This is a genomic window from Streptomyces fungicidicus (genome assembly GCF_003665435.1).
Lineage (GTDB): Bacteria > Actinomycetota > Actinomycetes > Streptomycetales > Streptomycetaceae > Streptomyces > Streptomyces fungicidicus.
The window spans coordinates 6382501-6402685 of record NZ_CP023407.1 but is presented as its reverse complement, the minus strand read 5'-3'; the positions used below and the strand labels follow the sequence as shown (position 1 = coordinate 6402685).

The following is a 20185-nucleotide window of genomic DNA, read 5'->3' as shown; positions in this document are numbered from 1 at the left end:
GCCCCACCGTACCGCCTAGCGCCGCGGCCGTGCGGGGAGCGATGTCGTGTTCACTCAGGGCTGCAAACATCAAAACCCCCCGTTCCGTTCCGTATCCTGTGCCCGCTCATTCCCGGTCTGTTCGCCCGCAAGCTCCGTCAGAAGCAGTGCGAGTACGCTCCGTACACTCTCCATACGAATTTCCGCACGGTCGCCGTTCAACCGCAGATGCGCCACTTTTCCGCCGCGGGCGGAACCGGCGCCCGCTCCCGAGGGCCCGTCCACGGCGACGAAAACGGTGCCCACATCCTGCCCGTCCTGGCGGTCGGGACCGGCGACACCGGTGGTGGCGATGCCCCAGTCGGCGCCCAGCGCCTTACGGACACCGGCCGCCATCTGGGCCGCCACCTGCGGATCCACCGCCCCGCGCTCCGCCAGCAGGGTGGCGTCCACACCGAGCAGTTCCCGCTTGAGTGCGGTGGCGTACGCCGTCACCGACCCCCGGAAGACCTTGGAGGCCCCGGGCACCGAAGTGATCTCCGCCGCCACCAGGCCACCGGTCAGCGACTCGGCGACGGCGAGCGTTCCGCCGTTCACGGTGAGTAGTCGCACCACTTCGGCGGCCTCGGAACTCACGCTTCCGTCTCCTCCAATGCGGCCTCGCGCTCCGCGATTCCCTGCCTGCGCAGCACAATGGCCTGTTTCACATAGTCGAGCCCCGTCGCCACGGTCAGCACGACCGCCGCGGCCATCACCCACCACCGCAGCGTGGCCAGCCACCCGGTCAGCGCCAGTACGTACATACCGACGGCGATGCCCTGGGTGAGGGTCTTCAGCTTGCCTCCGCGGCTGGCCGGGATCACGCCGTAGCGAATGACCAGGAAACGCAGCAGGGTGACGCCGAGTTCCCGGCCGAGGATGATTCCGGTGACCCACCACGGGAGATCGCCCAGCACGGAGAGGCAGACCAGCGCGGCACCCATGATCGCCTTGTCGGCGATGGGGTCGGCGATCTTCCCGAAGTCCGTGACGAGGTCGTAGGTGCGCGCCAGATGACCGTCGAACAGGTCGGTGATCATGGCGATGGCGAAGGCCGCCCAGGCGAACGACCGCCACGCCGGGTCGTAGCCGCCGTCGGCGAGCATCAGCATCACGAACGCGGGCACCAGCAGCAGCCGCAGCATGGTCAGCAGGTTGGCGATGTTCCAGACGCTGGCCTGGTTCACGGCCGCCGCCGCGATCTTCGCGCCGCGCGCCGGCCTCGTACCGTCCTCGGCGGTCACGCCCTCGGTGCCGTCCGGCGCCGCCGCGGGTGCGGCCTCGTCGCCGTGCGTCCCCGCGCCGCGGCCGGTCAGACTCCGTCGTGCCGCGCCCGCGCCGGACGGCCCCGGGCCCCGGGACTCCCGGGCCGCCGCACGGCCGGGCACCGGGCCACCGGGGCCGGCGCCCGCCGCCCTCCTCGCACCGGAGGGGCCGCCCGCCGCCGATGCCGGGACACCCGTCATCTGCCCGCCTCCTCAGTACACGCGGGCGAACCCTGGAACAGCGGCTCGGCCACCAGGTCGACACCTTCCGTGCCGATCACCTTCGCCTCGACCATACGGCCGATGCTCAGCCCCTCGCCGCTCGTGAGCAGCACCTGGCCGTCGGTCTCGGGTGCCTGGTGCGCCGCCCGGCCGTGGACGCCCTCTTCCTCGTCGACGGACTCCACCAGCACGTGCACGGTCTCGCCGACCCGCTCCTCGGCGCGCTGCGAGACGAGTTCCTCGGCCAGCCGCGAGACACGGGCCAGCCGTTCGGCGACGACGTCCTCGTCGAGCTTCCCGTCGTACGTCGCCGCCTCGGTGCCCTCCTCGTCGGAGTAGCCGAAGACGCCGACGGCGTCCAGGCGCGCGTGGTTCAGGAACCGCTCCAGCTCGGCGAGGTCGGCGGCGGACTCGCCGGGGAAGCCGACGATGAAGTTGGAGCGGACACCGGCCTGGGGCGCCTTGCTCCGGATGGTGTCGAGCAGCTCCAGGAACCGGTCGGTGTCGCCGAAGCGGCGCATCGCGCGCAGCACGTCGGGCGCGGAGTGCTGGAAGGACAGGTCGAAGTAGGGCACGACCTTCGGGGTGGAGGTCAGCACGTCGATCAGACCGGGCCGCATCTCGGCCGGCTGGAGGTAGCTGACCCGCACCCGCTCGATGCCGTCGACCTCCGCGAGCTCGGGCAGCAGGGACTCCAGCAGGCGGATGTCGCCGAGGTCCTTGCCGTAGGAGGTGTTGTTCTCGGAGACCAGCATGACCTCCTTCACGCCCTGCTCGGCCAGCCAGCGCGTCTCGTTCAGCACGTCGCTGGGCCGGCGGGAGATGAAGGAGCCGCGGAAGGAGGGGATGGCGCAGAAGGAGCAGCGCCGGTCGCAGCCGGAGGCGAGCTTCACCGATGCCACCGGGGAGCCGTCCAGCCGGCGGCGCAGGGGTGCCCGGGGGCCGGACGCCGGGGCGAGGCCCTCCGGCAGGTCCACCGGGCCGTGTCCGGGGAGCGCCACGTCGGCGGCGGAGTCCTGCCGCTCGGCCGGGCTGATCGGGAGCAGCTTGCGCCGGTCGCGCGGGGTGTGCGAGGCGTGGATGCCGCCGTTCAGGATGGTCTGGAGGCGGTCGGAGATGTCGGCGTAGTCGTCGAAGCCGAGCACGCCGTCGGCCTCGGGGAGGGCCTCGGCGAGTTCCTTGCCGTACCGCTCGGCCATGCAGCCGACCGCCACGACGGCCTGCGTTCTTCCCTGTCCCTTGAGGTCGTTGGCCTCCAGGAGGGCGTCGACGGAGTCCTTCTTGGCGGCTTCGACGAAGCCGCAGGTGTTGACGACGGCGACGTCCGCTTCCTCGGCGTCCTCCACGAGCTGCCAGCCGTCCGCCTCCAAACGGCCTGCGAGCTCCTCCGAGTCCACCTCGTTACGGGCGCAGCCAAGGGTGACGAGTGCGACGGTACGGCGTTCAGGCATGGGCTCAAGACTACTTCGTCCCGCTGACGCCCCACGTCGACGGGGTTGGCCGATCACGGCCAACCCCGTCTTCGAAGCACCTTTCGCGGTGGCTCATCCGGCCTGCGGGTCGCCCTTGGTGTAGGTCAGACGCTCCACGGCGCCCGGCTGCCAGTCGTCCTCGATCTTCTTGCCGTTGACGTACAGGTCGATCGCGCCGGCGTCGCCGAGGACCAGGTTGACCTTGGAACTGTCCTGGAACGTCTTGGATTCGCCCTGCTTGAGTAGTCCGTCGAAGAGCAGCCGACCGTTGTGGTCCTTGGCGGAGATCCAGCTGCGTCCGTCGGCGGCGCTGACCTTGACGGTCACCTTGTCCTGCGGCGCGGCGGCGATGGCGCTGTCCGACGGTTCGGGCTCGGGTGCGACGGGCTTCTTGGACTTGGGGGTGGCAGAGGGCGACTCGCTGGGCTCGCCGCCTCCGGCGACGTCGGTCGTCCCGCCCTCGTCCCCGCCCTTGACCATCGTGAAGCCGACGAAGCCGATCACGACGACGATGGCGGCGACCATGGCGGCGGTCCAGTTGGGACCGCGCCGCTCCGGACGGATGCGTTCCGCCTCGAACAGCGGGGCGGCGGGGGTCGGCGCCGGACGTCCGCCGTGCTCGGCGTCGTACTGGGCGATCAGCGGGGCCGGGTCGAGGTGCACGGCCTTGGCCAGGGTCCGGATGTGCCCGCGTGCGTAGACGTCTCCGCCGCAGGGGGCGAAGTCGTCCGCCTCGATGGCGTGCACGATGGCGATACGGACCCGGGTGGCGGTACTGACATCGCCGACGGAGAGCCCGGCGGCGATGCGCGCCTGCTGCAGCGCCCGGCCGACGGAGGGCCGGGAATCGTCGGAAACGTCTTCGAACGGACGCTCGTCTTCAGGGGAGTTGCCGATGGACACGGGGGCGCCTTTCGAGCGTGTAGCCGCCTGTGCTGGAGATTCAGTCTAGGAGGGGTACAAGAGGGTGGGGCAACCGGGCGGTCGGACTTTGTACGCCATCGGAATGGCCCGACATCCCGGTGGTGGACCTGCGTTGTGGTGCTTCCCTGAACTTGACGTACGCCGGCGGGAAACGGTTGCTCAATGATCCCTCACGGCTGGGTCACGATCGGCCACCCGGGTGAACCGGGACGCCGGCCGCCTCCCGTACGCCTACCCTTCAGACTCCCCCCGGATCAGGGCGAGCACGCCATCCAGTTCGTCAGGCTTCACAAGAACGTCACGAGCCTTCGAACCCTCGCTCGGTCCGACGATGTTCCGGGACTCCATGAGGTCCATCAGCCGGCCCGCCTTGGCGAAGCCGACGCGCAGCTTGCGCTGGAGCATGGACGTCGACCCGAACTGGGTGGAGACGACCAGCTCGGCCGCCTGGCACAGCAGGTCGAGGTCGTCGCCGATGTCCTCGTCGATCTCCTTCTTCTGCTTGGACCCGACGGTGACGTCGTCCCGGAACACAGGCGCCATCTGGTCCTTGCAGTGCTGGACGACGGCCGCGACCTCCTCCTCGGTCACGAACGCGCCCTGCATACGCGTCGGCTTGTTCGCGCCCATCGGCAGGAACAGGCCGTCGCCCTTGCCGATCAGCTTCTCGGCGCCGGGCTGGTCCAGGATGACGCGCGAGTCCGCGAGCGAGGAGGTGGCGAACGCCAGCCGCGACGGCACGTTCGCCTTGATCAGACCGGTGACCACGTCGACCGACGGCCGCTGGGTGGCGAGCACCAGATGGATTCCGGCCGCCCGCGCGAGCTGCGTGATCCGCACGATGGCGTCCTCGACGTCGCGCGGGGCGACCATCATCAGGTCGGCCAGCTCGTCGACGATCACCAGCAGGTACGGGTACGGGTGGAGTTCGCGCTCGCTGCCCTCGGGCGGCTTGGCCTTGCCCTCACGCACCGCGCGGTTGAAGTCGTCGATGTGCCGGTAGCCGTAGGCGGCCAGGTCGTCGTAGCGCAGGTCCATCTCGCGCACGACCCACTGCAGCGCCTCGGCGGCCCGCTTGGGGTTGGTGATGATCGGCGTGATGAGGTGCGGGATGCCCTCGTACGCCGTCAGCTCCACCCGCTTGGGGTCGACCAGGATCATCCGGACGTCCTCAGGGGTCGCCCGCATCATGATCGACGTGATCAGGCAGTTGATGCAGGACGACTTTCCGGAGCCGGTGGCGCCGGCGACCAGCATGTGCGGCATCTTGGCCAGCGAGTCCATGACGTAGCCGCCCTCGACGTCCTTGCCGAAGGCGACCAGCATCGGGTCGTCGTCCTCGGCGGACTCCGCGAGCCGCAGGACGTCACCGAGGTTGACCATCTCCCGGTCGGTGTTCGGGATCTCGATGCCGACGGCGGACTTGCCGGGGATCGGGCTGATGATCCGCACGTCCGGGCTGGCGACGGCGTACGCGATGTTCTTGGTCAGCGCGGTCACCCGCTCGACCTTCACGGCCGGGCCGAGCTCCACGACGTAGCGGGTGACCGTCGGGCCGCGGGTGAAGCCGGTGACAGCGGCGTCCACCTTGAACTCGGTGAACACCTTCCGCAGGGCGTCGACGATGGCGTCGTTGGCGGCGCTGCGCGCCTTGCCCGGGCCGCCGCGGGTGAGCAGGTCGAGTGAGGGCAGGGAGTAGGTGATGTCGCCGGAGAGCTGCAGCTGCTCCGCGCGGGCGGGCAGGTCGCGGGGCTCGCGGGGCGGCTTCTTGGTCATGTCCAGGACGCCGGCCGGCGGCTTCTGCTGCTGCGGCTTGTCCGCCTTCGGCTTCTCCGGCTGCGGGCGGGCGGCCGGGACCGGCGTCGGTGTGGTCGGCTCGCGGTCGCCGGTGCTCACGCCCTGGGTCAGGTCGGCGACGACCGGCGAGGGCGGCATCCCGTGCAGCACGGCGCCGTCGAGCGCGGCGGCCGCGGCGGCGGCCACGTCCACGGCGTCCATGGGCCGGTTCATGTCGGGCTGCGGCGCCGCGGACCGGCGGGGGCGGCCCCGACGCCGGGTCGGCGCCTCCTGCTCGACGCCGTCGGGGTCGTACTCGTCGGGCGCCGGGCGCCGCCTGCGGCCGTCCGCGGGCAGCGCGTCGCGCCACTGCTGCTCGTAGCGCTCGTCGTCCCCGCCGAACTCCTCCGGCTCCGGCTCCCGGACGAGTCCGAGCCGCACGCCGAGCTGCCGCAGCCGCTGCGGGATGGCGTTGACCGGGGTGGCGGTGACGACCAGCAGGCCGAAGACGGTGAGCAGCACCAGCAGCGGCACGGCGAGCACGTCGGTCATGGTGGACGACAGCGGGGTGGCCGCGCCCCAGCCGATGAGTCCGCCGGCGTCCCTTATCGCCTGCATGCCTTCACCGCGCGCGGGCGAGCCGCAGCCGATGTGGATCTGCCCGAGCACGCCGACGACGAGCGCGGACAGGCCGATGACGATGCGTCCGTTGGCCTCCGGCTTCTCCGGGTGCCGGATCAGCCGTACGGCGATGACCGCGACCAGGATCGGCACCAGCAGGTCGAGCCGGCCGAAGGCACCGGTGACCAGGATCTCCACGAGGTCGCCGACGGGACCCTGGGGGTCGGCCCAGGTGCCGGCGGCGACGATCAGGGCCACGGCGAGCAGCAGCAGCGCGACGCCGTCCTTGCGGTGCGCGGGGTCGAGGTTCCTGGCGCCCTGCCCTATGCCGCGGAAGACGGCGCCGACGGCGTGCGCGAGGCCCAGCCAGAGGGCGCGCGCGAACCGGTACACGGCGCTGGTCGGATTCGGGGCCGGCGCGGGCGCGGGCCTCTTCGCCGGCGCCCTCTTGGCGGGAGCCTTCTTCGCGGGGGGTTTCCTGGCAGCGGCCTTCCTCGCCGGAGCCTTCGCGGAAGCGGCTGCCTTCTTCGCGGGCGGCTTCTTGGCTGCGGAGGGACGTGAGGCCATGGGTGTGAGGTTACCTTCGGAGGCGGCGCGGGACACGCGTGACGGACGCTTCACCCGTTCGTGTCGCTTCCGTTGGGGCGTGAAGTTGACCCGCAGTTGATGCGGTCTCACCGTTCCCGGGCAGCGGGCGTAAGGCCAATCCCCTTGCGTCCGGCGTCAGTTCTGCGACGGCACCGACGACGCGCTGCCGGTCCCGGGCTCCAGGGCGTCCAGCGCCCGCCGCAACCCCGTGAGCTTGCGCTCCAGATGAGCCGCCGTGGCCACCGCGGCCGCGTCCGTCGACTCGTCGTTGAGCTGCTTGGTCAGCGCCTCGGCCTGCTCCTCGACGGCCGCGAGCCGCGCCGACAGCTCGGCGAGCAGCCCCGCCGAGTCGCCTGCCTCGGCATCGTCCTTCTCGCCGCCGTCCAACTGGAGCCGCAGCAGCGCCGCCTGCTCCCGCAGCTGGCAGTTCTTCATGTACAGCTCGACGAAGACCGAGACCTTCGCGCGCAGCACCCACGGGTCGAACGGCTTCGAGATGTAGTCGACCGCACCCGCCGCGTAGCCCCGGAACGTGTGGTGCGAACCGTGGTTGATCGCGGTGAGGAAGATGATCGGGATGTCCCGGGTGCGTTCCCGCCGCTTGATGTGGGCCGCGGTCTCGAAACCGTCCATGCCCGGCATCTGGACGTCCAGCAGAATGACCGCGAAGTCGTCCGTCAGCAGCGCTTTGAGCGCTTCCTCCCCGGACGATGCCCGCACCAGCGTCTGATCGAGCGCCGAGAGGATCGCCTCCAGCGCGAGCAGATTCTCCGGCCGGTCATCGACCAGGAGGATCTTGGCCTTCTGCACCATGGCCCGCCCTCCTCGCCCCGGCTTGGGGCCTCCCCTGTCCGCAGGACCTGGGTCCGCACCCGTGGGTACCGCCCCAGGGGACGACTCCCTTGCGCCGCCCGTCCTTGTGCCGGTCATCGTAGCCGCACCCCGCCTGTCGCCACACCCTGTCACCGCGATGTCACTGTGCACATAGCAGAAACGCGGCGGGAGAACAGAAGGTTCCCCGAATCCCGTACTTCTACACGACTTCGCGCGCACCGCGTCAGCAACAGCGCGTGAACACCGAAGCCTCCCGTCACCTCCGCGCGCTCTCCGGACCCCGGTCTCACTCCCCCCGCATCCACTGCTCCATCACCGTCAGCAGGTGATCGGGGTCCACCGGCTTGGTCACGTAGTCGGAGGCACCCGACTCGATGGCCTTCTCGCGGTCGCCCTTCATCGCCTTCGCCGTGAGCGCGATGATCGGGAGCCCGGCGAACTGCGGCATTCGCCGGATCGCCGTGGTCGTGGCGTACCCGTCCATCTCGGGCATCATGATGTCCATCAGGACCACCGAGAGGTCGTCGTGCTGCTCCAGCACCTCGATGCCCTCGCGCCCGTTCTCCGCGTACAGCACGGACAGACCGTGCTGCTCCAGCACGCTGGTGAGCGCGAAGACGTTGCGGATGTCGTCGTCGACGATCAGCACCTTCTGACCGCCGAAGCGGATGCCGCGGCGCGACGGCCGGGGCGCCGGCTCCTCGCGCTCCGTCTCCGGCCACTGCTCGGGCTCCGCAGCGGGCCGCTGCTCCAGGGTGATCCTGCGGCGCCGCCGGAACAGCGCGGCCGGACCGTTCTGCGTGTCCCGGTACGACTTCACCTCCGCCGGCGTCTCGACCTGCGACGGGGGCAGCTCGGCCGACGCCACCAGGTCACCGGCCTCCAGCGCGGGCATGGGCTGCTGGTAGCCGTGCGGCGGCAGCTCGCTCGGGTTCAGCGGCAGGTACAGCGTGAACGTGGAGCCCCGGCCCGGCTCGCTCTGCGCGTGGATCTCGCCGCCCAGCAGCTGGGCGATCTCCCGCGAGATGGACAGCCCCAGCCCGGTACCGCCGTACTTGCGGCTGGTGGTGCCGTCGGCCTGCTTGAACGCCTCGAAGATCACCCGCATCTTGCTGGCCGCGATGCCGATGCCGGTGTCGCTCACCGAGAACGCGATCAGGCCCCCGTCCGGGTCGGTCAGCGAACCGGTCTCCAGCAGCTGCTCCCGGATGGCCTGCGGAACGTCGTCCCGGGCGGGCCGGATGACCAGCTCGACCGATCCGGAGTCGGTGAACTTCACCGCGTTGGACAGCAGGTTGCGCAGCACCTGCAGCAGCCGCTGCTCGTCGGTGTGCAGCGTGGCCGGCAGCTCCGGGGAGACCCGCACGGACAGGTCCAGGCCCTTCTCCGCGGTCAGCGGCCGGAAGGTGGCCTCCACGTAGTCCACGAGCTGGACGAGCGCGATGCGCGTCGGGGAGACGTCCATCTTGCCCGCCTCGACCTTCGACAGGTCGAGGATGTCGTTGATGAGCTGGAGCAGATCGGACCCCGCGCCGTGGATGGTCTCGGCGAACTCGACCTGCTTCGGCGACAGGTTCGCGTCGGCGTTGTCGGCGAGCAGCTTGGCCAGGATCAGCAGGGAGTTGAGCGGCGTGCGCAGCTCGTGCGACATGTTGGCCAGGAACTCGCTCTTGTAGCGCATGGACACCGCGAGCTGCTCGGCGCGCTCCTCCAGGACCTGCCGCGCCTCCTCGATCTCGGTGTTCTTCACCTCGATGTCGCGGTTCTGCCGGGCCAGCAGCTCGGCCTTCTCCTCCAGTTCGGCGTTGGACGCCTGGAGCGCCTTCTGCCGCTGCTCCAGCTCGGCCGAACGCTCCCGCAGCTGCTCGGTCAGCTCCTGCGACTGGGCCAGCAGCGACTCGGTCTTGGTGTTCACCGAGATGGTGTTGACGCTCGTCGCGATCATCTCGGCGATCTGGTTGAGGAAGTCCTTCTGGATGTGCGTGAACGGGGTGAACGAGGCCAGTTCGATCACGCCCAGCACGGTCCCCTCGAACAGCACGGGAAGCACGATCACCTGCGCGGGCGGCGCCTCCCCGAGCCCCGAGGAGATCTTCAGATAGCCGCTGGGCGCGTTCTCCACCAGGATGGTGCGCTTCTCCATCGCGGCCGTCCCGATGAGCCCCTCACCGGGCCGGAACGTCGTCGGCATGGAGCCCAGCGAGTAGCCGTACGAACCGAGCATCCGCAGCTCGTACTGGTCGTCCTCGGTGACGCCCACGTCCTCCCCGTCGACCAGCGGCATCGACAGGAAGAACGCGCCGTGCTGCGCGGAGACCACGGGCGTCAGCTCACTCATGATCAGCGAGGCCACGTCCTCCAGGTCCCGGCGACCCTGCATCAGCGCGGAGATCCGGGCCAGATTGCCCTTCAGCCAGTCCTGCTCCTTGTTGGCGATCGTGGTGTCGCGCAGGTTGGCGATCATCTTGTTGATGTTGTCCTGGAGTTCCTGGATCTCCCCGGACGCGTCCACGTCGATCTTCAGGTTCAGGTCGCCGCGGGTCACCGCGGTCGCCACCCGCGCGATGGCACGCACCTGCCGGGTCAGGTTCCCGGCCATCTCGTTCACCGACTCGGTCAGGTCGCGCCAGGTGCCGTCGACGTCCCGCACGCGCGCCTGCCCGCCGAGCTGGCCCTCCGTGCCCACCTCCCGGGCCACCCGCGTGACCTCCTCGGCGAACGACGACAGCTGGCCGACCAGCGTGTTGATGGTGGTCTTCAGCTCGAGGATCTCGCCGCGCGCGTCGATGTCGATCTTCTTCGTCAGGTCACCCTTGGCGATGGCCGTGGTCACCATGGCGATGTTGCGCACCTGGCCGGTCAGGTTGGACGCCATCTGGTTCACCGACTCGGTGAGGTCCTTCCAGGTACCCGCCACGCCCGGTACGTGCGCCTGACCGCCGAGGATGCCGTCCGTACCCACCTCGCGGGCCACCTTGGTGACCTGCTCGGCGAAGGAACTCAGCGTCCGCACCATGATGTTGATGGTGTCGGCGAGCTGCGCCAGCTCACCGCGCGCCTCGATGGTGACCTGCCGCGTCAGATCGCCGTTGGCGACCGCGGCGGAGACCTCGGAGATGTTCCGCACCTGGGTGGTGAGGTTCTTGGCCATCAGGTTGACGTTGTCGCTCAGGTCCTTCCAGATGCCCGTGACCCCGGGCACGTGGGCCTGGCCGCCGAGGATGCCCTCGGTACCCACCTCACGCGCCACCCTGGTCACCTGCTCGGCGAACGAGGACAGCTGGTCCACCATCGTGTTGACGGTGGTGACGAGCTCGAGGATCTCGCCCTTGGCGTCGACGGTGATCTTCTTCGACAGGTCGCCCCGGGCCACCGCGGTGGTGACCTCGGCGATGTTGCGCACCTGGAGGGTCAGGTTGTTCGCCATGCCGTTCACCGACTGCGTGAGGTCCTTCCAGGTGCCGGAGACACCCTGCACCTCGGCCTGACCGCCGAGCTGGCCCTCCGTGCCCACCTCCCGGGCCACCCGCGTGACCTCCTCGGCGAACGACGACAGCTGGTCCACCATCGTGTTCAGGGTGTTTTTGAGCTCCAGGATCTCCCCGCGCGCGTCCACGGTGATCTTCTGCGACAGGTCACCGCGCGCCACCGCCGTCGCCACCTGGGCGATGTTGCGCACCTGGCCGGTGAGGTTGGACGCCATGCCGTTCACGGAGTCCGTCAGGTCCCGCCACACACCGGCCACTCCCGGCACCTGCGCCTGACCGCCGAGCCGGCCCTCCGTGCCCACCTCCCGGGCCACCCGCGTGACCTGGTCGGCGAAGGACGACAGCTGGTCCACCATCGTGTTGATGGTGTTCTTGAGCTCCAGGATCTCCCCGCGCGCGTCGACGTCGATCTTCTGCGACAGGTCACCCCGTGCGACGGCCGTCGTCACCTGGGCGATGTTGCGCACCTGGCCGGTCAGATTGGACGCCATGGAGTTGACGGAGTCGGTGAGCTCCTTCCAGGTGCCCGACACGCCGTCCACGCGCGCCTGACCGCCCAGCCGGCCCTCGGTGCCCACGTCCCGCGCCATCCGCGTGACCTGGTCGGCGAAGCTCGACAGCTGGTCCACCATCGTGTTCACGGTGTTCTTCAGCTGGAGCATCTCGCCGGAGACGTCGACGGTGACCTTCTGCGACAGGTCGCCGTTGGCGACCGCCGTCGTCACCTGGGCGATGTTCCTCACCTGTCCGGTGAGGTTGCGGAACGCGGTGTTGACGGAGTCCGTCAGGTCCTTCCACGTCCCCGCCGCGCCCGGCACCTGCGCCTGGCCGCCCAGCTCGCCCTCGACACCGATCTCCCGCGCCACCCGCGTGACCTCGGCGCCGAAGGCGGACAGCTGGTCGACCATCGTGTTGACGGTGTTCTTCAGCTCCAGCATCTCGCCGGCCACGTCGACGGTGACCTTCTGCGACAGGTCGCCGCTGGCGACCGCCGTCGTCACCGCCGCGATGTCACGCACCTGAGTGGTGAGGTTCCGGAAGACCGTGTTGACGGAGTCCGTCAGGTCCTTCCACGTGCCCGCGGCGCCCGGCACGTTCGCCTGACCGCCCAGCCGGCCTTCGGCGCCGACCTCGTTCGCCACCCGCGTGACCTCGTCCGCGAAGATCCGCAGCGTCTCGGTCATCTGGTTGATCGTGTCGGCGAGCTGCGCCACCTCGCCACGCGCCGGCACCGTCACCTTCCGCGACAGGTCACCGTTGGCGACCGCGGTGGTCACCTCGGCGATCCCGCGCACCTGGGCGGTGAGATTCCCGGCCATGGTGTTGACGGAGTCGGTGAGCTCCTTCCACACCCCGTCCACGCCGGGCACCTGCGCCTGCCCGCCCAGGGCGCCCTCGGTGCCCACCTCGCGCGCGACGCGCGTCACCTCCGAGGAGAACGCGGAGAGCTGGTCCACCATCGTGTTGACGGTGTTCTTCAGCTCGAGCATCTCGCCCTCGACGTGCACGGTGACCTTGCGCGACAGATCACCGCGCGCGACCGCAGTGGTCACCAGCGCGATGTCCCGCACCTGCGCCGTCAGCCGCTCCGCCATGGTGTTGACGGAATCCGTCAGGTCCTTCCACGAACCGGACATCCCGCGCACCTGGGCCTGCCCGCCCAGCTTGCCCTCGGTGCCCACCTCGCTGGCCACGCGCGTGACCTCGTCGGTGAACGTCGACAGCTGGTCGACCAGGTTGTTCACGGTCCGCGCGACCTTGAGGAACTCCCCGCGCAGCGGATGCCCCGACCCGTCCGGCGCCTGTGTCCGCAGCTCCATGCGCGGCGACAGATCGCCCTCGGCCACCGCGGACAGCACCCGGCTGACCTCGGACACGGGCCGCACCAGATCGTCCACCAGGGCGTTCGAATTGTCGATCGCGTTCGCCCAGGACCCCTCGGAGGGCCCCGTCTCCAGCCGCTCCGTGAGCTTCCCGTCCCGCCCGACCATGCGGCGCACCCGCGCCAGCTCACCCGTCAGGTGCAGATTGCGGTCGGCCACCTCGTTGAAAACCGCGGCGATCTCCGACATCACGCCGTCGCCGGACACCGTGAGCCGCTTGCGGAAGTTGCCGTCCCGCATCGCCACCAGGGCCGTCACCAGCCGGTTCAGGGACGCCGTGTCCACCGTCGTGGTCCCGCCCCGCGCCTTCCCCCGCTTACTCAGGGACTGTCCGCCCTTCGCGCGCGCCTCAGTGCCCCGCGTCGCTGCGCCAGACTCCACTGTGTCCCTCCCGCAGGGGTCGACCGTTACCGCTGTGCCCGGGCCCGCCGCCAGGGGCGTGCCCGTTACCGCCGTGCTGTTCCTGTACTACTGCGATTTTCTGCCCGCCGCTCCGAGGCGCCGCCAGGGGGCTGCTGCCCACCAGGCGCGCACGGCACACTGCCTGGCCGGACCTTCACAACAAGCCTGCCCAGTGTTTCACCCCCGCCGAACCAGGCCATAACAGTTCGGCAGCTTCGCACATCGTCCGCACACCCGCCGGAAGGCAGCCACCCTCCGGACGGAAACACAGCAGACCGGCATCCGCTCGGACCGCGAAGGTAAGTAACCTTGCATCCGGCTGTCCAGCCACGCCGGTCCGCCCGGCCTGGGCGGTGGCACGGGAACGAGCGGGCATCGGAGGGCGGCCGCACACATGACCACCGGACTGATCCCGGGGGAGCAGCCCCCGGACCAACGGCCGACTGACGGCCTGCCGCACCCACGGCACGAGCCGGTCGGCCAGGAAGCCATGCCTGTCGAGAACCGGTCGAGGAGTTCTGTGATCACCGCCCGCGCGGCCGCCAGCTTCGAGCCCGTCGGGCGATCCGTCGCGACCGCCCGGTCCTTCGTCCGTGACACCCTCCAGGGCTGGGGCTTCGGTGACATCGTCGACGACGCGGTGGTTCTCACCAGCGAACTGGTGACCAACGCCGTGGTCCACGCCGGCACCTCCGCCGACCTGCTCTGCCTGCGCAGCGAGGACGGCGTACGGATCGAGGTGGCCGACCGGTATCCGGAGCGCGAGATCCCGCTCCAGGGCTCCGCCGTCACCATGGGCAGCCCCGACCGCGAGGGAGGCCGCGGGCTCCAGCTGTGCGCGGCCCTGGCAGGCCACTGGGGCGTGGACTACACCCCCACCCACAAGACCGTCTGGTTCCACCTCGACCTTCCCGAACGCCCGGTCGGCACCCGCGCCGCCGGCCCCGCCCTGCCTGCCCACCTCCTCCCGCTCGCCGACACCCGGGTCCGGGTCGCCGTCGTCCAGATCGACCGGTCCGGCTCCCTCACCGCCTGGAACGAGGACGCGGAGGAGCTCTTCGGCTACACCGCCGAGCAGGTCACCGGCAAACCGCTCACCGATCTGGCGGCCTGGCCGCACACCCCGGGCACCGGCACCGGCATCGCCGACGCCCTCCGGCTCTCCCGCTGGGAGGGCAGCTACGGCATCCGCGGCGCCAACGGCCGCGTCATCCCCGTGTACGCCTCCCACCTGCGGGTCCGCGACACCGACGGCGAGCCGTCAACGGTCTGCCTCCTGGTGCGCGACCACGAACGGGCGGTCCTGCAGACCCCGCTGCGCGTCCCGGCGACCGACCACGGCGGCACCTCGGACGGCCAGAGCGCCGACCCCTTCGAGGTGTTCATCGGCTCCCCCGCGCCCGACGACCTCGACGGGCTGCTCCAGCGCACGGTGGAACGCGCCCGCGACATGCTCGACGGCGACTCCGCCTTCCTGCTCCTCGCCACCGACGACGAGACGGAACTGGAGGTCCGCGCCTCCACCGGCCTGCCCTCGGCCCGCCAGCGCTTCGCCCGCGTCCCCGTCGAGGCTGGCCCCGGCCGCTACGGCTCCGCCCGTATGCCGGCCGTCCACGAGGACCTCACCGCCGTCCCTGGCGCTGTCCCCCTCCTCAACAGCACCGGCATGCGCTCGGTGGTCACCGTCCCGCTGAAGGTCGAGGGCCGTCTAACGGGCTCGCTCGGCGTCGCCGCGGAGGCGCCCGGCAGATACTCCAACGAGGAGGCGCTGCGCCTGCAGTTCGCGGCGGACCGTATCGCGCTCGCCGTCGAGTCGGCCCGGCTGGGCGAACTGGAGCGCCTGCGCCGGGGCTCGCTCAGCTTCCTGGTCGAGGCGTCCGACCTGCTGGCCGGCACCCTGGACCGGGACCAGACCCTCGCCCTGATGGCCCAGATGACGGTGCCGACCCTCGCCACCTGGTGCGCCGTCTACACGATCGCCGACCAGGCCTCCGAGCCGTATCTGTCCTACGTGCTGCACGAGGACGAGGAGCTGATCGACGGCATCAAGTCGCTGCTGTCGAAGATCGCCCCGCCGGACCCGGTCCCCACCCCGGGCGCCCGCGTCTGGTCGGCCCCCGCGGAGCTCGCCCACCAGGCGGCCCTGCGGACCTCCATGCGCAGCCTCGGCCTGAGCGGCGGCCCGACACGGCAGGTCACCCCGGGCATCGGCCCGACCCTCGCCACGGCCTCCGCGGTCGGCGGCGAGACCGTGGTCCTTCCGCTGGTCGCCCGCAACCGCGTCATCGGCATGCTGACGCTCGGCAAGCCGACCGACGAGCACTTCCGCCAGGAGATCCTGGAGCTCGCCGAGGACCTCTCCCGGCGGGCCGCGCTGGCCCTGGACAACGCGCGCCTCTACTCCGAGCGCACCGCCATCAGCCAGTCCCTCCAGCGCAGCCTCCTGCCGCCCGAGCTCCCGACGGTCGAGGGCGTCGAGGTCGAGGTCATCTACCGCGCGGCCGGCGAGGGCAACGAGGTGGGCGGCGACTTCTACGACCTCTTCCCGATCAGCGACGGCGCCTACGGCTTCGCCATCGGCGACGTCTGCGGCACCGGACCCAACGCGGCGGCCGTCACCGGCCTCGCCCGGCACGCGCTCCGGCTGCTGGCCCGGGAGGGCCTCAGCGGCCCGGCGGTCCTTGAGCGCCTCAACTCGGCGATCCTCGACGAGGGCGCCCGCAGCCGCTTCCTCACCCTCCTGTACGGCGAGATGCGCCCGCAGGAGGACGGCAGCGCGGAACTGAGGGTGGTCTGCGCCGGCCATCCGCTCCCGCTCCGTCTGCGCCAGGACGGCACGGTCGAACCGGCGGCGGAGCCGCAGCCCCTCCTCGGCGTCATCGAGGACCTGGAGCTGTACGAGCAGACGGTGACGCTCGATCCCGGAGACGTCCTGCTCTGTGTCACCGACGGCGTCACCGAACGCCGTGAAGGTCCCCGGATGCTGGGCGACGACGGCCTGGCCGACGTGCTGACGACGTGCACGGGCCTGACGGCCGGCGCGGTCGCGGCCCGCATCATGCGCGCCGTGGAACGCTTCGCCTCCGAGCCGCCGTCCGACGACATGGCGATCCTGGCGATGCGCGTACCGGGCCTGCACACGGACTAGCGGGCTCCGGGATGCGGACATGAGAAAGGCCCCGCCCGAATGGGCGGGGCCTTTCTGTCCGAGCCCCCAAACGGAATCGAACCGTTGACCTTCTCCTTACCATGGAGACGCTCTACCGACTGAGCTATAGGGGCCTGTTGCCGTCTGCGGGGTTTCCCCCGCGGCAACGGAATAGATCATACCCTGAACAGACCCGTGCTCCCAAACGCCGCTCAGCCGGCCGGCTGGAGCAGTCCACCCAGCGCATTGCAGGCGGCCGCGATCCGCTGCATCTCACGCTTGGTCAGCGAGGCGTCCACGGGAAGCGCGAGTGTCTCGTCGGCGGCCCGCTCGGTCTCGGGCAGGGACACGCACCGCCGGAAGTCGGGCAGCCGGTGAACAGGGGTCTTCACCGGCACCCGGCATTCAACGCCCTTGCTCCGTACGGTCCGTGCGAAGGCGTCCCGGTCGGGCCGGCCATTGCCCGGTACCCGCACCACGTACTGCTGGTAGGTGTGCCCGACGCCGCCTTCGGGTGTCCGCACCCCCCTCAGCCTGGCGTCGAGGAACGCGGCCCGCTCGCGCCGCTGGGCTATCTCGTCGTACGGCGCCTCGGACTCGCCGTGCTCCAGTACCAGCAGCCCCTGCCGCCGGCCGAGCGCGTGCAACGTCCCGATGTCGGCGGGCAGTCCGAAGCGGTGTACGGCAACGACGGCCGCCGTCCGCGGAGTCAGGGCCGCGTCCACCGCGGCCGGATCCAGGCAGTACGTCGCCGGATCTATGTCGGCGAACACCGGCAGCGCTCCCGCCGTCGCGACGGCCTCGGCGACTTCCACGTTGCCGAAGGCCGGTACGACGACCTCGTCACCCAATCCGACACCGGCGGCCCTGAGCAGTGCAGCAGTACCCATGCCAGGGATGCTCGTCGCGCAACGTGAACTTCAAGTGACGCAGAACAAAAAAGGGTTGGTCCCCGAACCGAAGTTCGGGGACCAACCCTTTTGAAAGATTGTTCGGCGGCGTCCTACTCTCCCACAGGGTCCCCCCTGCAGTACCATCGGCGCTGTAAGGCTTAGCTTCCGGGTTCGGAATGTAACCGGGCGTTTCCCCTACGCTATGACCACCGAAACACTATGAAACTGACAACCGCACCATGTGTGGCACATGGGGTTGTTCGTGGTTTCAGAACCAACACAGTGGACGCGAGCAACTGAGGACAAGCCCTCGGCCTATTAGTACCGGTCAACTCCACACGTTACCGTGCTTCCATATCCGGCCTATCAACCCAGTCGTCTACTGGGAGCCTTACCCTCTCTAGGAGGTGGGAGTCCTCATCTCGAAGCAGGCTTCCCGCTTAGATGCTTTCAGCGGTTATCCCTCCCGAACGTAGCCAACCAGCCATGCCCTTGGCAGAACAACTGGCACACCAGAGGTTCGTCCGTCCCGGTCCTCTCGTACTAGGGACAGCCCTTCTCAAGACTCCTACGCGCACAGCGGATAGGGACCGAACTGTCTCACGACGTTCTAAACCCAGCTCGCGTACCGCTTTAATGGGCGAACAGCCCAACCCTTGGGACCGACTCCAGCCCCAGGATGCGACGAGCCGACATCGAGGTGCCAAACCATCCCGTCGATATGGACTCTTGGGGAAGATCAGCCTGTTATCCCCGGGGTACCTTTTATCCGTTGAGCGACGGCGCTTCCACAAGCCACCGCCGGATCACTAGTCCCGACTTTCGTCCCTGCTCGACCCGTCGGTCTCACAGTCAAGCTCCCTTGTGCACTTACACTCAACACCTGATTGCCAACCAGGCTGAGGGAACCTTTGGGCGCCTCCGTTACTCTTTAGGAGGCAACCGCCCCAGTTAAACTACCCATCAGACACTGTCCCTGATCCGGATCACGGACCCAGGTTAGACATCCAGCACGACCAGACTGGTATTTCAACGACGACTCCCCCTGAACTGGCGTCCAGAGTTCAAAGTCTCCCAGCTATCCTACACAAGCCGAACCGAACACCAATATCAAACTGTAGTAAAGGTCCCGGGGTCTTTCCGTCCTGCTGCGCGAAACGAGCATCTTTACTCGTAGTGCAATTTCACCGGGCCTATGGTTGAGACAGTCGAGAAGTCGTTACGCCATTCGTGCAGGTCGGAACTTACCCGACAAGGAATTTCGCTACCTTAGGATGGTTATAGTTACCACCGCCGTTTACTGGCGCTTAAGTTCTCAGCTTCGCCCACCCGAAAGTGAGCTAACCGGTCCCCTTAACGTTCCAGCACCGGGCAGGCGTCAGTCCGTATACATCGCCTTACGGCTTCGCACGGACCTGTGTTTTTAGTAAACAGTCGCTTCTCGCTGGTCTCTGCGGCCACCCCCAGCTCACCGAGTAAATCGGATCACCAGACGTGGCCCCCCTTCTCCCGAAGTTACGGGGGCATTTTGCCGAGTTCCTTAACCATAGTTCACCCGAACGCCTCGGTATTCTCTACCTGACCACCTGAGTCGGTTTAGGGTACGGGCCGCCATGAAACTCGCTAGAGGCTTTTCTCGACAGCATAGGATCATCCACTTCACCACAATCGGCTCGGCATCAGGTCTCAGACTATGTGCCAGGCGGATTTACCTACCTGACGTCCTACACCCTTACCCCGGGACAACCACCGCCCGGGATGGACTACCTTCCTGCGTCACCCCATCACTCACCTACTACCAGCTCGGGTCACCGGCTCCACCACTCCGACCTCGTCCGAAGACTCAGCCGGCGGCTTCACGGGCTTAGCATCACTGGATTCGATGTTTGACGCTTCACAGCGGGTACCGGAATATCAACCGGTTATCCATCGACTACGCCTGTCGGCCTCGCCTTAGGTCCCGACTTACCCTGGGCAGATCAGCTTGACCCAGGAACCCTTAGTCAATCGGCGCACACGTTTCTCACGTGTGAATCGCTACTCATGCCTGCATTCTCACTCGTGAACCGTCCACAACTGCCTTCCGGCGCTGCTTCACCCGGCACACGACGCTCCCCTACCCATCACGATCCCCGTTGGGGGTACATATCGCAATGACACGACTTCGGCGGTACGCTTGAGCCCCGCTACATTGTCGGCGCGGAATCACTAGACCAGTGAGCTATTACGCACTCTTTCAAGGGTGGCTGCTTCTAAGCCAACCTCCTGGTTGTCTGTGCGACTCCACATCCTTTCCCACTTAGCGTACGCTTAGGGGCCTTAGTCGATGCTCTGGGCTGTTTCCCTCTCGACCATGGAGCTTATCCCCCACAGTCTCACTGCCGCGCTCTCACTTACCGGCATTCGGAGTTTGGCTAAGGTCAGTAACCCGGTAGGGCCCATCGCCTATCCAGTGCTCTACCTCCGGCAAGAAACACACGACGCTGCACCTAAATGCATTTCGGGGAGAACCAGCTATCACGGAGTTTGATTGGCCTTTCACCCCTAACCACAGGTCATCCCCCAGGTTTTCAACCCTGGTGGGTTCGGTCCTCCACGAAGTCTTACCTCCGCTTCAACCTGCCCATGGCTAGATCACTCCGCTTCGGGTC

Annotated in this window: 9 protein-coding genes, 1 tRNA gene and 2 rRNA genes (1 of these 12 cut by a window edge); 1 reads left to right on the top strand and 11 read right to left on the bottom strand. The window is 68.7% G+C overall.

Annotated elements, in window-relative coordinates; all coding sequences use genetic code 11:
- Positions 1-69: 69 nt before the first annotated feature.
- The 7 genes from CNQ36_RS28840 to CNQ36_RS28810 form a co-directional block, all read right to left on the bottom strand.
- On the bottom strand, positions 70-615 hold the full coding sequence (locus tag CNQ36_RS28840) for a CinA family protein (RefSeq protein WP_121548121.1): 546 nt from the start codon (positions 613-615) through the stop codon (positions 70-72).
- Entirely contained in the window at positions 612-1484 is an 873-nt protein-coding gene (pgsA, locus tag CNQ36_RS28835; protein ID WP_040906034.1) for a CDP-diacylglycerol--glycerol-3-phosphate 3-phosphatidyltransferase, read from the bottom strand. Before pgsA ends, CNQ36_RS28840 begins: the two co-directional genes overlap by 4 nt.
- Positions 1481-2956: a 30S ribosomal protein S12 methylthiotransferase RimO gene (gene rimO, locus CNQ36_RS28830; protein WP_004924698.1), complete on the bottom strand. Its 1476-nt coding sequence runs from the start codon at positions 2954-2956 to the stop codon at positions 1481-1483. The genes pgsA and rimO overlap by 4 nt, the downstream gene beginning before the upstream one ends.
- 93 nt (positions 2957-3049) lie before the next feature.
- Positions 3050-3880 carry a helix-turn-helix domain-containing protein gene (locus CNQ36_RS28825; protein ID WP_121548120.1) on the bottom strand — a complete coding sequence of 277 codons (831 nt, stop codon included), beginning with the start codon at positions 3878-3880 and terminating at the stop codon, positions 3050-3052.
- A gap of 252 nt (positions 3881-4132) precedes the next feature.
- Positions 4133-6865 carry a DNA translocase FtsK gene (locus CNQ36_RS28820; RefSeq protein ID WP_206278522.1) on the bottom strand — a complete coding sequence of 911 codons (2733 nt, stop codon included), beginning with the start codon at positions 6863-6865 and terminating at the stop codon, positions 4133-4135.
- A gap of 156 nt (positions 6866-7021) precedes the next feature.
- Positions 7022-7699 (bottom strand): response regulator, encoded by a 678-nt coding sequence (locus CNQ36_RS28815; RefSeq protein ID WP_121548118.1) that lies wholly within the window; start codon positions 7697-7699, stop codon positions 7022-7024.
- Between the two features lie 307 nt (positions 7700-8006).
- On the bottom strand, positions 8007-13472 hold the full coding sequence (locus tag CNQ36_RS28810; RefSeq protein ID WP_121548117.1) for a HAMP domain-containing protein: 5466 nt from the start codon (positions 13470-13472) through the stop codon (positions 8007-8009).
- 415 nt (positions 13473-13887) lie between these two features.
- Between CNQ36_RS28810 and CNQ36_RS28800 the strand changes: the two genes are divergently transcribed.
- On the top strand, positions 13888-16641 hold the full coding sequence (locus CNQ36_RS28800) for a SpoIIE family protein phosphatase (RefSeq protein ID WP_121548116.1): 2754 nt from the start codon (positions 13888-13890) through the stop codon (positions 16639-16641).
- Positions 16642-16702: 61 nt separating this feature from the next.
- Here the strand turns inward: CNQ36_RS28800 and CNQ36_RS28795 are convergent.
- From CNQ36_RS28795 to CNQ36_RS28780, 4 genes are all read right to left on the bottom strand, one after another.
- Positions 16703-16775 (bottom strand) — tRNA-Thr (locus tag CNQ36_RS28795).
- Between the two features lie 78 nt (positions 16776-16853).
- Complete coding sequence (locus CNQ36_RS28790; protein WP_163013441.1) at positions 16854-17516, bottom strand: DegT/DnrJ/EryC1/StrS family aminotransferase; 663 nt, start codon at positions 17514-17516, stop codon at positions 16854-16856.
- 115 nt (positions 17517-17631) lie between these two features.
- Positions 17632-17748, bottom strand: a 5S ribosomal RNA gene (gene rrf, locus CNQ36_RS28785).
- 84 nt (positions 17749-17832) lie between these two features.
- Positions 17833-20185, bottom strand: a 23S ribosomal RNA gene (locus tag CNQ36_RS28780); it runs 772 nt beyond the window's last position.

Coding starts and splice junctions, on each gene's coding strand:
- pgsA (WP_040906034.1), bottom strand. CDS start 1,484: ATGACGGGTGTCCCGGCATCGGCGGCGGGCGGCCCCTCCGGTGCGAGG.
- CNQ36_RS28815 (WP_121548118.1), bottom strand. CDS start 7,699: ATGGTGCAGAAGGCCAAGATCCTCCTGGTCGATGACCGGCCGGAGAAT.
- CNQ36_RS28820 (WP_206278522.1), bottom strand. CDS start 6,865: ATGGCCTCACGTCCCTCCGCAGCCAAGAAGCCGCCCGCGAAGAAGGCA.
- rimO (WP_004924698.1), bottom strand. CDS start 2,956: ATGCCTGAACGCCGTACCGTCGCACTCGTCACCCTTGGCTGCGCCCGT.
- CNQ36_RS28800 (WP_121548116.1), top strand. CDS start 13,888: ATGACCACCGGACTGATCCCGGGGGAGCAGCCCCCGGACCAACGGCCG.